The following is a 16,998-nucleotide window of genomic DNA, read 5'->3' on the forward strand; positions in this document are numbered from 1 at the left end:
AGCATTCTTATATTTTTTATAATCCTGAATTAGTTACCAGTTTGAACATCCAACGTATATACAAAGCTCCTGGCATGATTGTTTGAGAATGGGAGCAGACTTGTTTAATTTTGACAAACTTACTAAGCAACTCACCAGCTTAATTTTATGAAAATGAAAGTTCAGTTACAGCTTCTCACGGGTATTCTGGCCGTTGGAATGTTATCAGGATGTTCTAAAAACCCGGTTACGGGCAAGAAGGAGATCATCTTTATGTCAAAAGAAAAGGAGTTGGCAATAGGTGCGGAATCTCACCCTGCTGTTGTGGCTTCAATGGGTTTATACGACGATAAAAATTTACAGGCCTTCATCAATGAAAAGGGATCAGCAATGGGAAAAATTTCTCATCGTCCCGAGCTCAATTATCAGTTTCATATTGTTGATTCGCCGGTTGTGAACGCCTTCGCAGTTCCGGGTGGGTATGTGTACTTTACAAGAGGTATTATGGCTCATTTCAATAATGAAGCTGAATTCGCTGGTGTATTAGGTCACGAAATCGGGCACGTTACGGCACGTCATTCTGCCCGTCAGCAAACCACTCAGATTTTGGGCCAGGTTGGACTTATGGCAGGTATGGTACTCTCACCACAGATCCGTAGCATGGGTGATCAGGCAGCTCAGGCTGTGCAGGCGCTCTTCCTGAGTTACAGCAGGGATCATGAAACGGAATCAGATAAAATCGGGGTGGATTATTCCAGCAAGATTGGATACGATGCGATTGAAATGGCTGATTTTTTTGGAACACTAAAAAGGCTGAGTGATAAGAGCGGACAGAGCATTCCAACATTCCAGTCTACGCACCCTGATCCGGGCGACAGGCTTAACAATGTAAAAAAGCTGGCAGCCGAATATCAGAAGAATCATCCTGGTCAATACGCTGTAAATCGGGATCAATATCTGCGCAAGATAGAAGGGATCATATACGGAGAAGATCCTAAGCAGGGTTTTGTAGAGAATGGTCAGTTTTATCACCCTGAATTAAAGATGCAGTTTCCTGTTCCAAGCGGCTGGCAATACGAAAATACCCCATCTCAGTTCCAAATGGCTGCCAAGGACGGCAAATCCATGATGCTATTTACAATGGCAGAGGGAAAAACATTGGATGAAGCAGCCCAGGCAGTCATTAAAAATTATAGTTTGCAGGTTTCAGAAAATAATAAGGTGACCATTAATGGTAATCCTGCCATAGCGCTTATTTCGACGCAGGTAGAGCAGGCTCAGGAAGGGCAGCAACAACAGGCTAAAACTCCGGAAACCACTACGCAAGTGGCTTCATGGCTTATTCAGTATGGTGGAAATATTTATGCGATGCATGGTGTTTCCACGGCAGCTACCTTTGCAAACAGTGTTGGGCAGTTTAGATCAATAGCACAAGGTTTTAAGGCTGTTAACGATCCTAATATTTTGAATCGCCAGCCAGAAAGAGTTAGAATAAAGACCGTTCAGCGTAACGCAACGCTTCGCGAGGCACTTAAAGATTTCAATATGCCTGATGGGAAATTGGCTGACCTGGCTATTCTGAACGGAATGGAACTTACAGAACGTGTTGACAAAGGTATGTTGATCAAAACTTTGGGTAAATAACAATCCAGCGATATTATTTAAGGTTCAGACCCTGGGATGTTTCGGTATCTCAGGGTCATTTTTTTGAGTATAATATTAAATTATTTGTATCGTTTTAAGGTTAATATTCACCCTTCAAACTAATCCAAAATATGAGACAATTATGCATTTTTGTTCTACTTGCTTTTGTTATTGCAAGCTGCTCGAAAAAAGGATCAGATATCAATCAAGAAGACGATCTAGAAAAATATCTGGGGCACGTTACCGTTTTTGACGAGTATGATAATCTGTTAAAAGATTGGAGCGGTGTGAATGTATCCATTGAAAATTCCAATCCCTTGATTAGTGTAGTTACAAATGAAAAAGGGAGTTTTTTGCTGCCTAAGCTGGATGATACTAAAAATTTGGTGGTGGTCTATTCCAAACCGGGCTTTGGAACGTACAAGGAATATCTTACACCTTCGCGGATAGACAGTATTAATTCGGGCAAAGATAGATTAGGGTATACTATGAAGGCGGCGAGCAATGTCATTGTAAATTCTTTGATTGCAACCGTGAAAGATGATTCAGTGAAAATGGACGTAAATGTGTCATTCCCACCAGCGAACGGGTTGAAATACGTTCGTTTTATAATGTCTACTGATGCGAATGTGGGGCTTAATGACATTGTATCAATACCTAAAAATCTTTCCAGGACTTTTAAAGTGACTAATGGGGCTAATGCAATTACTTTTTGCAGGTCGTGCATGAAAGCCTGTGGCTTTAAATCAGGAGATACAGTTAATTTAAAGGCTTATGGTTCCACAGATTTGTTAGATGGATATCAAGATCAAATCACAAACAATTATGTGCTTGCTTCATTAAATCCAGACAGTAAATCTGCTGTGGTATCTTTTGTTGTGCCTTGATTCGGTGATAACGACTTATAAACGAAAAGAGGGATCCAGGGATCCCTCTTTTCGTTTACTGGCTAATAACTCCAACATAGAATATCACTTCTTTCCAAACGCTGCCTTCCCACTATCAAGATACTTTGCAAAGCTAGCCGGATTCAAATCGTAATTTTTAGGTGGAACAAGCAGGTTGCCTTCATGGTCCACAATGCAGTAATGAGGCTGCGCATTGTTATTGTACTTCACGATTTGCAGGTCGCCATTTTGCGCTCCGATTGTCTTTTTTGCCTTATTGTCGTATTTGGAGGTATACCATTGTGATTCCGACAGCTCCGTTTTATCGTCTACATACAGAGCAACGATCACAAAATCATTTTCCAGCCTTTTTAATACCTCAGGATCCGGCCACACACGTGCTTCCATTTCACGGCAGTTCACACACCCGTGACCGGTAAAGTCTATAAAAACAGGTTTGTTAACCTTTTTTGCATACGCGAGTGCATCCTTGTAATCGAAGAAGCCGTCCAATTCGTGTGGAAGATGAAAAAGATCCGCATATTTTTTTACTTCGCCTGAGGTGACCTTGGCTGTTCCGGATGTCCGTTTACTCAGATCAAAGTCCAATGTCGATTGAGGAGGAAGATATCCCGCCAACGCTTTTAACGGAGCTCCCCACATTCCAGGTATCATGTATACCACAAACGTGAAAGTGATAATGGAAAGAAGGAGGCGCGGTACGCTCACTTTTTCGGTTACCGAATCATGTGGAGTGCGGATCTTGCCCAAAAGATAAAATCCTAACATGCCAAATATCACAATCCAGAAAGCCAGATAAACTTCTCTGTCTAGCAGTCGCCAGTGATATACCTGATCGGCAATGCTGAAAAATTTAAGTGCGAGCGCCAGTTCCAGAAATCCTAACACAACCTTAACTGTATTGAGCCAGCCACCAGACTTTGGAAGCGATTTCAACCATTGAGGAAATAAGGCAAACAGCGTGAAAGGGATGGCAAAAGCTGCTGAAAATGCAGCCATACCGATGATAGGTTTCACAACCTCACCGCCCGCAGAAGCAACCAACAAACTACCAACGATCGGTCCTGTACAAGAGAAAGATACTAGTACCAATGTGAATGCCATAAAAAAGACTCCAGCGTAACCACCTCTGTCGGCACGTGCATCCATTTTATTTACAAAACCGCTTGGTAAAACGATTTCAAACAAGCCCAGGAATGAAAGTCCGAAAACAAAGAAAATGGCGAAAAACAACAGGTTGGGAAACCAGTGTGTACTCAGGAAGTTGGCAAAAGCCGGTCCGTTGATTCGGGAAACGACGGTGCCAATTAAGGTATAAATAAGAATGATCGATATCCCGTAAAGCAATGCCTTTACTTTCCCGTTTTCCTGATTGGTAAAATAACTCACCGTCATCGGGATGATCGGGAAAACGCAGGGAGTAAGTAGTGCTACCAAACCGGAAAGAAATGCGGCCAGAGCGAAACCCCAGAGTGATTTATCTCCGGCAGCCTCATCAGTGCTGGTGACAACGTTACTATCGTCAGATGTTGTAGAAACCGTTGTGTCAGTCGCTACGCCGGTTGCTGAAATGATTTCTTGGGAAGTAGTGTCCGTAGCAGCAGCAACTTCGGGATTAGCCGTGCCTTGGGTGCCCTCTGTTTTTGTCTCAATTGTTTCCTTTTCAGGTACAGCTGCACCGGCAAGCACTTTAATTCCTTTGAATTCAAAATCCTGATTACCCCCAACACATACACCATTGGTATGGCGACAAGTCTGATAGTCCGAGCTACCTTTAATAACAGGATTGTCGGTCAGTATTTTTACGGTTTGTTTGAAAACGCCTTTATTGTCGAAAAAACGAATTTTGCCTTCCCATATCTCATCATACTTTTCCTTGGGGTTCTGTGGTTTTACCTTGCCGACAAGCTCAAAAGACGCATGAGGTTGTAAAGTAAAACTGGTTGGAATAGGGCCGTCCGCTTCAAATTCGGTTGAATAGATGTACCAGTCATTTTGCAAAATGGCTGTAAATATCAAGTCGACCGTTTCTCCTTTTTTAACCTCATTTTTCGAGAAGGTATAAGTCCAGGTCGCCGGTTTTTGGATTTGTCCAAACGAATTAGCGGTTGTAAATAATGAGAGAAAAAAGAGGGAAAGAAAAATGATTCGCTTCATCTTGTCGGAAAATGGTAAAAGCTGAATAAAAATAAATTCAGTATTGATTTTATCTAGTAAACTTATAGACTTTTGTCTTGGCTTCATTAATGGAACGTAATTTTCAGGAAAAAATTCATTGCGGCAAAGAAGGTTCAAAAGTGAACACTTAACTTTGGCGCTCTAAATTGCTTGCACAAAAATATCAGATTCTATGTCTCAGTCCTTATACGTTATTAAAATTGGTGGAAATGTAATTGACAATCCGGAGGCCTGTTCCCGGTTTTTAAAAGAATTTTCCCAATTGTCATCGTTACGTATACTGGTACATGGTGGCGGTAAAGTAGCGACTCAGATGGCTTCCCGGCTGCAAATCGAGACTCAGATGGTGGAAGGTCGCCGTATCACGGACCAGGCAATGCTGGATGTTGTGACCATGGTATATGGAGGGTTGGTTAATAAAAATCTCGTTGCGCAACTTCAGGCATCAAATTGTAATGCGATCGGTCTCACTGGAGCCGACGGTGGTATCATACGTTCGGTAAAACGCCCGGTCAAAACGATCGATTATGGATTTGTTGGTGATATCGAATCAGTAAATGCAGAACAGATACAAGCCTTGTTAAATAGCAGTCTTGTTCCAGTGATTGCACCGCTTACGTATAGCTCTGAGGGGTTACTCTTGAACACCAATGCAGACACAATGGCCTCGGCAACAGCAGTGGCCATGGTCAAACAGGCAGATGTGAAACTAATATACTGTTTTGAAAAAAGAGGAGTGCTCTCCGATCCTGACGATGATGATTCCGTAATAGCTTCACTTACACCTGATTCCTACGCTTCTTACAAAGCTACCGGTGCCATTAATAAAGGAATGATACCAAAGCTCGACAATGCATTTGCCGCCCTTCAGCAAGGGGTATCACAAGTAATCATCTGTCATGCGGGTGAACTCAGGCAGGCTGTAGCCGGCTCGGCGGGGACGATGCTTTTTTCTGCATAGGGAATATAATTTTACTAAACCGTTTTAGCTCATTCAATAGTAACTGAGAGTTTTAAATTATACTATTTAAATAAAAAATTGATTTATTTTACAGTTACTTGTTTGTACTTCTTATTTGCTGATGCTTAAAATTATTTTCCGCAGACGCGCTGATTTGCCATAGATAATTTTGGTTTAATAGGTATCGGAAGCTGTATTTTGAAGTATAATGAAAAGAAAATTAACTAACTTAATCTTAGTTATTAAAATAATTTATTAATTTGGTGCCATAATTCTCTTTTCATCATTATAATGCAGTTTTTTGTGATGTAAAAGTTTAATATTCACTATAACCTCAATAAATTCTATGCGAAATTTTTTACTCAGACTTATTGTCTTTGTGATGGTAAGCTCCCCTGTGTTGGCACAAACCATCACTGGGAAAGTGAAGGCCGGGGCAGATGGCTCTCTGTTGCCGGGAGTGTCTGTCCTGGTTAAAGGAACAACTAACGGAACTTCAACTGATAGTGAAGGATCTTTTAGTATTTCTGCTGAATCAGGCAAAACTCTTGTGTTTTCTTACATTGGTTTCAAGTCACAAGAAGTACTCCTTGGGGCCAATTCGGTTATTGAGGTTTCTCTGTTAGAAGATGCTTCTCAATTGGACGAAGTTGTGGTGACCGCTCTTGGTATTGCAAAGGAATCGCGTGCTTTGGGTTATGCTACTTCAACAATTAATAACGAATCGCTGGTAAAAACGGCATCGCCTAACTTCGCAACAGCACTTTACGGAAAAGCTCCTGGTGTAACCATTAATGCTACACCAGGTGGAGCTACCAGTGGTGTGAGTATTAACATTCGTGGCTTCAGTTCAATTACAGGTAATACTCAGCCACTCATTGTTCTTGATGGTATTCCAATCCGTAATGGGGAGTCAAGAAACGGGGATTACTGGAACGATCAACGTATTCGTGGAAACGGATTGTTGGATTTGAACCCAGCTGATATTGAAAATATTTCTGTTCTTAAAGGTGCTTCTGCTGCTGCTCTTTATGGTTCTGAGGCTGTTAATGGGGTTTTGCTTGTAACTACCAAAACAGGAAAAGGCAAAAAAGGAATTGGTGTTGATTTCAGCGCAAGTTATAATGTGGATAAAATCGCTTATCTGCCAAGATATCAAAATGTAAGAGGGCCGGGCTATCCATTAAACTACAACAATGGTGGTCAGGATGCAGCTGGTTTTATATATTACGACACAGATGGTGACGGTAAAAATGAGACAAGAGGGCTTTTGGACGCAACGGTAAACTTCGGTCCTAAATTTGACGGACAACCAGTAATGGCATGGGATGGCAAAATAAGACCATATTCGGCATCAAATAACAGCTACGCTGATTTGTTTGAAAATGCGAGCAGCTCAAATATCAACCTTTCTATCTCGAAAGCTACTGAAAATTCTAACCTGCGTTTCTCTTTTACTCGCCAGGACAATGGGATGATCAGTTATGGTGCAAAAAACAACAAGAATATTGCTAACCTGAATGCCAGCTTCAATCTGAATAAAAAGCTAAAAACGGATTTGATGGTAAACTATATTAACCAGTATACCTACAACAGACCCTTTAAAGTGGATCGTATGATCAACAACTTTACCGGAATGATGAACCGTTTTGAATCAGCTGACTGGTACAACGACAGATATCAAACCAGCCTGGGTTATAGATTTGTTAACGGAGCTGGAACACAGAGTTTAACACCTAACGAAAATATTCGTTACAACGGATTTAAAGGTGATATTGCTGAATATGTGTGGAATACGAGAAAAAATCAGGCTTATGAATATACCAACCGGGTTATTGCTAGTGTGACTCAGCACTGGCAAATAATTGAGGATTTGAAGTTAAGAGGTCGTATTGCAACGGATTATACCGACGAAAGATTGGAAAACCGTGGATATAGCACTGTACCTTTGGCATTTGGTTATTCAGGAGAATTCAATATGAAAAACAACCTGTTCAGCAATGTGTACGGAGACGTTCTTCTTACTTACACAAAAAAGCTTTCTTCGGAGGCAACAGTTTCTGCGACGGGGGGATACACTGCCAATAAAATGTTGAACACGTTTTTGTCAAGATCTACTAATGGCGGGTTGAGTACTGAAAACTTCTTTGACATTTCTGCTACTGTTAACACTGCTAATGGAGAGCAAAAAAGAGAAAGATCTCTTAGAGATGCATACATGGGGACTGTTAATTTTGATTACAGGAACCTGTTCTTTATTGAAGGAACGATTCGTCGGGACCGTACTTCGCAGTTGGCTAAGGGAAACAATGCTTTTGTTTATCCATCTGTTAACGCAAGCTTTGTGTTCACCGATGCTTTTTCTCTGCCATCATTTTTTAGCTACGGTAAGTTGAGAGGTTCGTTCGGTATCGTGGGTAATTATCCGGAGATATATAGGGCAAACGTTGCATTTAATCAGGGTAATTTGAGCTTACAGGAAAAGGGGGGCGGCTCTGTATTGTATACAACAATGACTGCTGAGCGGGGAAATGACAAAATTCGTCCAGAACAAAAGAGAGAATTTGAATTCGGCTTGGAAACCAAATTGTTTAATAACCGCATCGGTTTTGATATCGCTTATTACAATGCACAGATCGTAGATCAGATTTTGCCTTTGAACATTGCTGCGACTACGGGAGCAAGAACAATTCTTGCAAATATTGGTACATTAAGAAACCAGGGTGTGGAAGTAGCGTTTAACGTTAGCCCTATCAAAGGAACAACCATCAATGACTTCAACTGGGATTTGAATCTGAATCTTGCAAGAAACATAAACAAAGTTGAGAAGCTTGCTAACAATTCGAAAGAATTGCTTCATGCTGACTATGATGGAAATGCAGCTCAGGTAAGATCAATTGTAGGCCAGCCAATGGGTGATATTTTTGCACATGGAATTCTTAAAAATGCAAATGGTGAAGATGTAGTAGGGCCTAATGGTCTTTATCAGCTGGACGGCGTTAACTGGAAAAAGGTAGGTAATGCAATGCCTAAATTAACGGGTGGTTTGCTGAATAATTTGAGCTACAAAAATTTTTCTCTTGATGTTGTAGTTGATTTTCGTTATGGAGGTCACCTCATGCCAACAGGAATTAACTGGATGACTTCAAGAGGGTTGACAGAAGAAAGTTTAACTGCAATGGACAAAGAACATGGTGGTCTTTCTTACTACGTAGATGCCAACGGAAAAGGTGTACAAACATCAGAATCTGTCGGGCCGGCTGGTCAGACTGTGTACAATGACGGTATGCTTATGAAAGGTGTAGTAGCTACAACGAAGGATGGGGTGACAACTACAAGTCCAAATACGAACGTGATATCTCAGGCTACTTACTACAACAGTACTTATAACTGGGGTGGTCCGCAGTACGGAAGCTCACGTTACGAGCTTTACATTAAGGAGAATACCTTCATCAAATTGCGTGAGCTTTCTTTTGCTTACAGATTGCCATCTGGTATAGCACGTAAAATAGGAGCTCAAAACTTGTCAGTCTCTGTTTTCGGACGTAACCTGTTCTTTATCTACAGAACAATTAAAGATATGGACGCAGAACAAACCAGCATCAGTTCAAGATGGTATGAGAATATCACCAACGCTGGTAGTAATCCGTCGTTCCGTACATTCGGTGCTATGTTAAGAGCAAGTTTCTAATTTTAAAATATCATGACAATGAAAAATATATCATCTTTCATAGTAGCAGGGTTTATGCTGGTTGCAGTGTCCTGTAAAGAATCGGAGTTCACGGAAAGATATCCGGATCCTTCAAAAATTGCGGAAACGACAATTGAAAAAGAATACACGGGTATGATGTATACCAACAGGGAGTACATTCTTCCCGGGTATGGAAACTATTTCGTAACGTTAAGAACATCCCTTAACCGTTACAATCAGGCAGTCGGCTGGCCAAACGCTTCGGGGCAGTATATTCCAGGTTCCGCTGGTGCGCAGGAGCTTTGGTTTAACTACTACAATACACTTGCCCAATACCGCGAATTAGAAAAGGTTTACGTCGCGAAATCTGCTGAGGAGCAAGCTGACAAAAAGATATTCATGCTGACAGCAAGGATTTATTTGTACGACTATACTCAAAGAATTGTTGACCTTCATGGAGCAATCCCTTTTACTGAGGCAGGTTTGCTAACCAAGAAAAATGAAGATTATGCCAATTCAAATGCTAAGTTTGATTCTGCCGAAGAAATTTATACGCTTATGCTGGACGATTTGAAAGGTATTGCGCAAGAGCTAAACAGTATTACAATAAAATCAGTATATCAAAAGCCTTTCCAAACTCAGGATTACGTCAACAAAGGAGACCTTACTGCATGGAAGCGCTATTGTAATTCTTTGCGTTTAAGAATGCTAAATCGTGTTTCTGATGCGGAAAGCTTCAAATCAAGATCAAATACTGAGATCACTGAAATTTTAGGAAATGCTGCGACTTATCCTATAGTGGAAAGTAATGATCAAAATATTCAAATAAATGTTTACGATGTCAATACCGATATTAATTCAAAGGGATTTAAAGACGGGATTGCTTCTGGTGGTGACTGGTTTGGAAACACTGCTGGTAAAAAGATGATTGATCACATGAATACAAATGCCGATCCTCGTTTGAAAATTATTTTTGAACCGGGACAGAAAGCTGGTGGTGTTTATATGGGTATTGATCCAACAGCGGTTTCGGCTTCCCAAACTGCAATGTATCAGGATGGTAAAGTAGCGATATACAATCGCTATACATTGAGCCACAATCAATTCTTCCCAGGTGTGATCATCAATGCTGCTCAGGTGAACCTGATCAAGGCGGAATATTACCTGAGAACCGGAAATGATGCAGCAGCTAAAACGGCATATGAAACTGCAATTACACAGTCGGTGAAATTCTATAATGGAATTTTGGCAATTACAAATGCAACAGGTATTACAGATGCAACAATACCTACACAGGCAACAGATGCTTCAATTGCGGCCTATATCGCCGGTAGTGGCGTCAACTGGGCATCTGCTACCACAAGTGCACAAAAGCTAGCTTTGGTCGCAACACAAAAATGGTTACACTACAACATCGTTCAGGCTTACGAAAACTGGGCGGATGTTAGAAAATTAGATCTTCCGACTCTGGAGTTTCAGGTTGACAACGCTAATAACCAGACTCTACCTCCTTTCAGATGGACGATTCCAAGCCACGAAATTACCTACAACCCAACAAATTATGAGGCGGTGAGAGCCAAAGACAATCTTACAACCAAGTTGTTCTGGGATGTAAAATAAGAGTAAAAATAATTGATTTAGTTAATGTATAAATGGGCCGGCAAGTTTGTCGGCCTTTTTATTGGTAATCGGTAGGGCGTAAGGCTGAACAGTTTATTTGGTTTGGTTTTTCAAAACCAGAAGTTGCGGAAAGGATAACACTCCCTTAAAAACAAGTTGGGTCATTTCATTCAGCGTGTGGAAATAAGAGCCTAGGACGATGTCTAAATCGCCGTCCTGATCAATATCTGCTGCTTCCATAGTCAACCATTTGCCGGAGGCTGCTTCTGGTGTGGAAAATGGTTTAAAGTCCTGTTGACCTTCATTTTGAAGATAGATAAATCCATGGGCTGGATTTTTAAGATCGGAATAGAAAGACGCAGCAGCGATATCGATATCGCCGTCGTTATCGAAATCCCTTGCAACGGCCTTGCTAGCTCCATGTAATGGGTAAAAGAAAACTTCTTTAAAATTGTCTTTTTTGTCGTTGAGGTAAAGCCTTACTCCGTGATAATTCTTCTGAATAGGAGAAAGATCCCAGTTATCGCCATTCGTAACCAGAATATCCTGAAAACCATCTTTGTTAAAGTCGACGATTTCAAAGTAGCTCATGCCGTAGGAAGGAGGGAATTGTAGCAAAATCTTTTCTCTAAACTTGCCGTTTCCCAAATTGTAAAAAATGGAAACTTCCTCTCTCGCCTGTGCTGTTAATGCTATAATGTCGGGTTTTTTGTCTTTGTTAAAATCAGTAATCTCTACTTTACGGGCACCAGGCAAAGCCTTCAAAACATGTTCTTTTTCTGGTTGAAAATTGTCCAACCAGAGCAACTTACCCGAATGATTTCCAAATCCTGAGATAACAACATCCTCTTTGCCATCCGTATTGATATCGCCAGATGCGAATTGAACAGGTCTGGGTAATGTTTGAATGTTAACATCTGATGTCGGGTTTGATATTTTATTCAACGACATAAGTCTTCCCAATTTTTGTTCCGAAGGCTTGAAAATACCAATGGTAAGTAATCGGGGCATGGCGTTTTTTGGAAAATCAATATCGGTAGGAGGTGTATCGATCCACCAGGTGTCTTTTAATTGAAAAGAGCTGTCTAGGACATAAAGCGAATTTTGAGCATCTCCAACGTAAAGCGACGAAGACGCTTTGTTAAATTTTAAGAGCGTTGTTTGTGGGAAGGGCTTATCTCCAATAGAAATTTCTTGGACTTTGAACAACGGAAGGTGATCAGCAATTTCGGCCGTTTTTTTCTGGGGAAGTGGCTCTTCCGGCGCTTCCTGCTCGTAGTATTTTACAATTTTCTCCCAATCTTCCTTAGATATTGCGGCGGTTTCAGGGTAGATGTTAAGCTCACGAATCAACTTTTCTTCTTCGGGTAATAGATCCTCAAGCGGATCCAACCCCTGAAACTTTAGACCTAACCGTTGTCCCATATTGGGCAATACACTTGAGATCCAGGTTTTTTTGTCCAGGAGAACGGGTTCAGGAAAAAGATGACATCGCTGACAGTATTCAATAGCCAGTTGCTTGCCGGAAGTAGCTGAATCTAGCAGGATCGGGTTTATGTTAGCTAGGAGCTTCGTACGTGGCTCGGTTGCCGTAGTATTTATGGATAGGCTGGTTATCCAAACCGAAAGAGAAACAATCAGGCCTTTTTTGACTATCAACATATCAGCTACTTACTAATCAAGCTAGCGAGTGCTTCTTTCACCTCCTCAAACCCAAACCCCGCAATCTCCCGCTCCATCCTCTCCTTAATCTCTTTCGTCTGAAGATTTCCGATACTTCCTTCGTGTGAGTGCTTGAGTTCGCGTGGGGCAATGTATGTTCCGTCGCCTATTTCGGTACCTACCTGGCGGTATGCGTCCCGGAAAGGTACACCGTTGATCACCAGCTCATTTACCCTTTCTACACTGAAAAGCAGGTCGTATTTAGCGTCGTCGAGCAGGTTCTGTTTTACCTTCATGTTTTCCAGCATAAAAGCAGCAATGTCGAGGCAATCCAGGATTTCGTCAAAAGCAGGCATCAAAATCTCTTTCAATAGCTGCATATCGCGGTGGTAACCGGAGGGTAGATTGCTCAATACCATGGTAATTTCCATTGGCAGCGCTTTCATCCTATTGGTTTTAGCTCTTAATAGCTCAGCCACGTCCGGATTCTTTTTGTGCGGCATGATGCTGCTTCCGGTTGTGAGGTCATCCGGCAAAACGATGAAACTGAAATTCTGGCTGTTGTAGAGGCATACGTCCATGGCCAGTCTGGAAACGGTTGCGGCCAGAGATGATATTGCTGTAAGGGCAGCCTGCTCTGTTCTTCCGCGGCTCATTTGAGCATACACCACGTTATGGTGCATGCCTTCAAATCCCAGTAATTCTGTTGTGAGTGTACGATTCAAAGGGAAAGAAGAACCATATCCGGCTCCTGACCCCAGTGGATTCCGGTTTGCCAGTCTGTAAGCAGCATTGAGCTGTATTACGTCATCAATTAATCCTTCGGCATAAGCGCCAAACCAAAGTCCGAATGACGACGGCATCGCAATTTGCAAATGCGTGTAACCCGGTAAAAGGTCGTTTTTATGTTCTTCCGATTTGTTTGTCAGTACGGAGAAGAGCTTTTCCGTAGCCTGTACAACTTTAAACAAACGGTCACGGGTGTAGAGCTTCATGTCTACCAAAACCTGGTCGTTACGGGAGCGGCCGCTATGGATCTTTTTACCTGTGTCGCCCAATTTTTTTGTCAGCATCAGCTCCACTTGTGAGTGAACGTCTTCTACGCCATCTTCAATCACAAAATCACCATTCTCTATCTGGGTGTAGATATTTTTAAGTTCAACGCGAAGTGCAGTAAGTTCATCTGAGGTAAGTAGTCCGATTGTTTCCAGCATGGTGGCATGCGCAAGATTGCCCAGCACATCAAATTCCGCCAGATTCAGATCCATTTCGCGATCCTTACCAACTGTAAACCGTTCTATTTTCTCAGAAGTAACCGTATTTTCTTTTTGCCAGAGTTTCAAAATGCAGAAGTTGAAAAGGTGATTGAGATAAATCTCTCATTTATTCCTTTGCAAATTTACACGCTATGGACCGAAATTCCGGCTATGGATAGGAAGAAGTTCTGGTTTTAATCGATCAGGCGACGAATGGCCACAAATCGTTTCTGGTAATAATCGGCATCCAGCAGATCATAGCGGATACCTCCATTCCAGGCTGAATGGATGAATTTAACATAAGATGGCGTCACCTCTGTGATAATACCCACATGACCCACGTGCTCACTTTTTGTGCTGTTGCCTTTAAAAAAGATAAGATCTCCGGGCTTTGCCTGTTTGCGCTCAATAAGTTGCCCTTTTTTTGCCTGTGCGGCACTGGAATGTGGTAATGTAATATCCCACTTATTGAAACAGTATCTCACGAAACCGGAACAGTCAAATCCTTTTTTAGATGATCCGCCGGAGCGATAAGGTATGTGAAGGTGTTTTGTAGCGAAAGAAACGAGGGATTCGATGGGGTTAAGCGTGTCGGCAGCTGCTACGGCTTTTTTATTGGTTTGAGCGATTGACGGGTTCCCCGCAGTGAAAACTAAAAGTATGGTAAAAAAGAAAATTAAGCGTCCAATCGAAAATTGCATCAGGATTCAGTTTGGTTCAGAATACAAAATATCTGCACAAGAGAATATTTTGCCTTTTGTAATTTTATCTATGATTTGTAAAGCTAGCCATCATTTTTTGATTTGTTTTCTTTTAATTTCATATCTTTTTATAGTGTTTTTGTTAAATCGTTGAAACCTAGTAAACACGGTGCTTTCTGTGAAAGTAAAGGTTTAATGACCGCCCTGAAAGACATATTTCCTTCATCCGACCCTTCTTTTTTCCTACTTTTGTGGCTCCAAATGGAGTAAATTCTAAAACGTTCCTGAATGAAAACCACCAACCGTTATCTGCAACGCGGCGTATCAGCATCCAAAGAAGATGTGCACAAGGCAATTGAAAACATTGACAAAGGCTTATATCCAAAGGCTTTTTGCAAAATTGTACCTGATACCCTTGGCGGAGATCCCGAATATTGCACAATCATGCATGCCGATGGTGCAGGAACAAAAACCTCCCTGGCTTATCTGTATTGGAAAGAAACAGGTGATATTTCTGTTTGGAAAGGTATTGCCCAGGATGCCATTGTGATGAATACAGACGACCTGCTCTGTGTGGGCGCCACAGGTCCAATGCTTTATTCCTCTACGATAGACAGGAACAAAAACCGCATTCCTGGTGAAGTAATTGCCGAGGTGATCAACGGAGCTGAGGAGGTTTTGGAAATGCTGCGCAGCTATGGTGTTGAGATATACAGTACCGGTGGAGAAACGGCGGATGTAGGTGATCTTGTGAGAACGGTAACGGTCAACAGTACGGTTGTTGCAAGAATGAAGAGATCAGAAGTAATCGACAATGCCAATATCCAGGCGGGTGACGTGATTGTAGGTCTTGCTTCCTACGGACAGGCTACCTACGAAACTGCCTACAACGGTGGAATGGGTAGTAACGGACTTACTTCGGCACGCCACGATGTGCTGGGTAAATATCTTGCATCCATTTATCCCGAAAGCTTTGATTCGGAGGTTAGTGAAGATCTTATATACAGCGGTACCAAAAAACTGACAGATACTGTGGAAGGAGCACTGGTGAATGTTGGACAACTCATTTTGTCTCCGACTCGTACGTATGCGCCTGTTGCAAAGGCATTGTTGGATGAACTTCGTGAGCACATTCACGGTATGGTACATTGCAGCGGAGGCGCACAGACCAAGATTTTACATTTTATAGATAATCTGCATATTATTAAAGATAATTTGCTGCCAATTCCTCCATTGTTCAAACTGATACAGGAAGAAAGCGGAACCAGCTGGCAGGAAATGTACAAGGTGTTTAATATGGGGCATCGTCTGGAAATATATCTTCCGAAAGAACATGCAGATAGAGTAGTGGCGATATCGCAGTCATTTGGGATTGATGCACAGGTCATTGGCAGGGTTGAGGAGTCGCCGGTTAAGAAGCTGACCATTAAGACTGAAACGGGAGAGTACATCTATTGATGTTTAACCATTGACTATTCGCTTAAAGCGTTCAGTACAGAAAATGCGTTTTTCTGGTAGATCATATATCAAAAAAGCACAGCCGCAGTTACGGTCTGTGCTTTTTTGATGGAAGTGATCAAATTATTATCTCACTTCTTCTGGTTTCGATTTATCGTTCTTGGACGGATTGTAGCGAACAGGAACGTATACTTGTTGTGTATTATTATCTGATTTCTTTTCGGAGTCTTCCTGATTATTTGATTGCCCGATCAGTTCTCTCAGATTTTTGATCAAGCCGGATATCATTGACATGTTTTCGGTATTTAGAGATGTAATCGAAATAAGTAGAATGTCAAAGATAGCCAATCGGCAGATGGTTTCATGTGTGCAAAATGAATTAAGAGTTACATGATTCACACATTTTATAGGTGACTATCGCTTTTCAGACTTGTGTTTGAAAAAACTGGGTGTGAAACCGGTCACTTTTTTGAATTGGTTCGACAAATGTGCTACACTGCTGTAATGCAGCACGTAAGAGATTTCTGTCAGGTTGAGTTTTCCGAGAATGAGCAGTTCTTTCACCCGCTCTATTTTTCTAAGCATGATATAACGTTCAATGGTCATGCCCTGCGCCTTGGAAAACAGGTTTGCCATGTAGGTGTAGTTGTATCTCAGTTTGGCGCTAAGGTAATTTGAGAAATTAGTATTCAGCGGTTTTTCAGAACCATTCACTATTTCAGCAATACTCACTTTGATTTTCTCAATGAGTCTGCTTTGCTTACCCTCGGTGAGCTCAGAAAAGGAAGAATCATCTGAGGAATGCGTGTTTTCAGATGTATTCGCAGCAGAATCGATTGTTTTGTGGTTTATATGCTTCATTTCTCACGTCTCGTTGGAGCCAGACACAAATCTGTTTACTTGTAGAAAGCTAGTTAATTTTGTTTTGAAAACATAAATC

General features: G+C 41.6%; 12 protein-coding genes. 6 read left to right on the plus strand and 6 right to left on the minus strand.

The annotated features are described in order from the left end of the window. The first annotated feature begins 147 nt into the window (after positions 1–147). Together LZG71_RS24400 and LZG71_RS24405 are read left to right on the plus strand one after the other, a co-directional pair. Complete coding sequence (locus LZG71_RS24400) at positions 148–1,623, plus strand: M48 family metalloprotease (RefSeq protein WP_233824896.1); 1,476 nt, start codon at positions 148–150, stop codon at positions 1,621–1,623. Between the two features lie 131 nt (positions 1,624–1,754). After that, complete coding sequence (locus LZG71_RS24405; protein WP_233824898.1) at positions 1,755–2,510, plus strand: hypothetical protein; 756 nt, start codon at positions 1,755–1,757, stop codon at positions 2,508–2,510. A gap of 84 nt (positions 2,511–2,594) precedes the next feature. Here LZG71_RS24405 and LZG71_RS24410 read toward each other — a convergent pair whose 3' ends face one another. Then, positions 2,595–4,688: a cytochrome c biogenesis protein CcdA gene (locus LZG71_RS24410; protein ID WP_233824900.1), complete on the minus strand. Its 2,094-nt coding sequence runs from the start codon at positions 4,686–4,688 to the stop codon at positions 2,595–2,597. 193 nt (positions 4,689–4,881) lie between these two features. Between LZG71_RS24410 and argB the strand changes: the two genes are divergently transcribed. From argB to LZG71_RS24425, 3 genes are all read left to right on the plus strand, one after another. Beyond that, on the plus strand, positions 4,882–5,670 hold the full coding sequence (gene argB / locus LZG71_RS24415; RefSeq protein WP_233824902.1) for an acetylglutamate kinase: 789 nt from the start codon (positions 4,882–4,884) through the stop codon (positions 5,668–5,670). Between the two features lie 346 nt (positions 5,671–6,016). Beyond that, on the plus strand, positions 6,017–9,361 hold the full coding sequence (locus LZG71_RS24420; RefSeq protein ID WP_233824904.1) for a SusC/RagA family TonB-linked outer membrane protein: 3,345 nt from the start codon (positions 6,017–6,019) through the stop codon (positions 9,359–9,361). Positions 9,362–9,379: 18 nt separating this feature from the next. Beyond that, positions 9,380–10,981: a SusD/RagB family nutrient-binding outer membrane lipoprotein gene (locus tag LZG71_RS24425; RefSeq protein WP_310587786.1), complete on the plus strand. Its 1,602-nt coding sequence runs from the start codon at positions 9,380–9,382 to the stop codon at positions 10,979–10,981. Between the two features lie 93 nt (positions 10,982–11,074). On the opposite strand, the gene LZG71_RS24430 is transcribed toward LZG71_RS24425, so the two are convergent. The 3 genes from LZG71_RS24430 to LZG71_RS24440 all read right to left on the minus strand — a co-directional run bounded on the left by LZG71_RS24430 (position 11,075) and on the right by LZG71_RS24440 (position 14,600). Further along, positions 11,075–12,643, minus strand: a complete 1,569-nt coding sequence (locus tag LZG71_RS24430) for a VCBS repeat-containing protein (RefSeq protein WP_233824908.1) — start codon at positions 12,641–12,643, stop codon at positions 11,075–11,077. A gap of 5 nt (positions 12,644–12,648) precedes the next feature. Further along, positions 12,649–13,986, minus strand: a complete 1,338-nt coding sequence (argH, locus tag LZG71_RS24435) for an argininosuccinate lyase (protein ID WP_233824910.1) — start codon at positions 13,984–13,986, stop codon at positions 12,649–12,651. Between the two features lie 107 nt (positions 13,987–14,093). Continuing rightward, positions 14,094–14,600, minus strand: a complete 507-nt coding sequence (locus LZG71_RS24440) for a C40 family peptidase (protein ID WP_233824912.1) — start codon at positions 14,598–14,600, stop codon at positions 14,094–14,096. A gap of 288 nt (positions 14,601–14,888) precedes the next feature. On the opposite strand from LZG71_RS24440, the gene LZG71_RS24445 reads away from it, so the two are divergent. Beyond that, on the plus strand, positions 14,889–16,058 hold the full coding sequence (locus LZG71_RS24445) for an AIR synthase-related protein (RefSeq protein ID WP_233824914.1): 1,170 nt from the start codon (positions 14,889–14,891) through the stop codon (positions 16,056–16,058). 126 nt (positions 16,059–16,184) lie between these two features. Here the strand turns inward: LZG71_RS24445 and LZG71_RS24450 are convergent, their stop codons facing one another. Further along, positions 16,185–16,352 (minus strand): hypothetical protein, encoded by a 168-nt coding sequence (locus tag LZG71_RS24450; RefSeq protein WP_233824916.1) that lies wholly within the window; start codon positions 16,350–16,352, stop codon positions 16,185–16,187. A 120-nt stretch (positions 16,353–16,472) separates the two neighbouring features. After that, entirely contained in the window at positions 16,473–16,919 is a 447-nt protein-coding gene (locus LZG71_RS24455; RefSeq protein WP_233824918.1) for an AraC family transcriptional regulator, read from the minus strand. Positions 16,920–16,998: the final 79 nt, after the last annotated feature.

Origin of the sequence: Dyadobacter sp. CY312 (genome assembly GCF_021390535.1) — a bacterium.
In the GTDB taxonomy this organism is placed as follows: Bacteria; Bacteroidota; Bacteroidia; order Cytophagales; family Spirosomataceae; genus Dyadobacter.

Excerpts from the sequence above, each read along its gene's own strand:
- LZG71_RS24440 (WP_233824912.1), bottom strand. The coding sequence starts at position 14,600 with ATGCAATTTTCGATTGGACGCTTAATTTTCTTTTTTACCATACTTTTA.
- LZG71_RS24405 (WP_233824898.1), top strand. The coding sequence starts at position 1,755 with ATGAGACAATTATGCATTTTTGTTCTACTTGCTTTTGTTATTGCAAGC.
- argB (WP_233824902.1), top strand. The coding sequence starts at position 4,882 with ATGTCTCAGTCCTTATACGTTATTAAAATTGGTGGAAATGTAATTGAC.
- LZG71_RS24445 (WP_233824914.1), top strand. The coding sequence starts at position 14,889 with ATGAAAACCACCAACCGTTATCTGCAACGCGGCGTATCAGCATCCAAA.
- LZG71_RS24425 (WP_310587786.1), top strand. The coding sequence starts at position 9,380 with ATGAAAAATATATCATCTTTCATAGTAGCAGGGTTTATGCTGGTTGCA.
- LZG71_RS24420 (WP_233824904.1), top strand. The coding sequence starts at position 6,017 with ATGCGAAATTTTTTACTCAGACTTATTGTCTTTGTGATGGTAAGCTCC.
- LZG71_RS24410 (WP_233824900.1), bottom strand. The coding sequence starts at position 4,688 with ATGAAGCGAATCATTTTTCTTTCCCTCTTTTTTCTCTCATTATTTACA.
- LZG71_RS24430 (WP_233824908.1), bottom strand. The coding sequence starts at position 12,643 with ATGTTGATAGTCAAAAAAGGCCTGATTGTTTCTCTTTCGGTTTGGATA.
- LZG71_RS24450 (WP_233824916.1), bottom strand. The coding sequence starts at position 16,352 with ATGTCAATGATATCCGGCTTGATCAAAAATCTGAGAGAACTGATCGGG.
- LZG71_RS24400 (WP_233824896.1), top strand. The coding sequence starts at position 148 with ATGAAAATGAAAGTTCAGTTACAGCTTCTCACGGGTATTCTGGCCGTT.
- LZG71_RS24455 (WP_233824918.1), bottom strand. The coding sequence starts at position 16,919 with ATGAAGCATATAAACCACAAAACAATCGATTCTGCTGCGAATACATCT.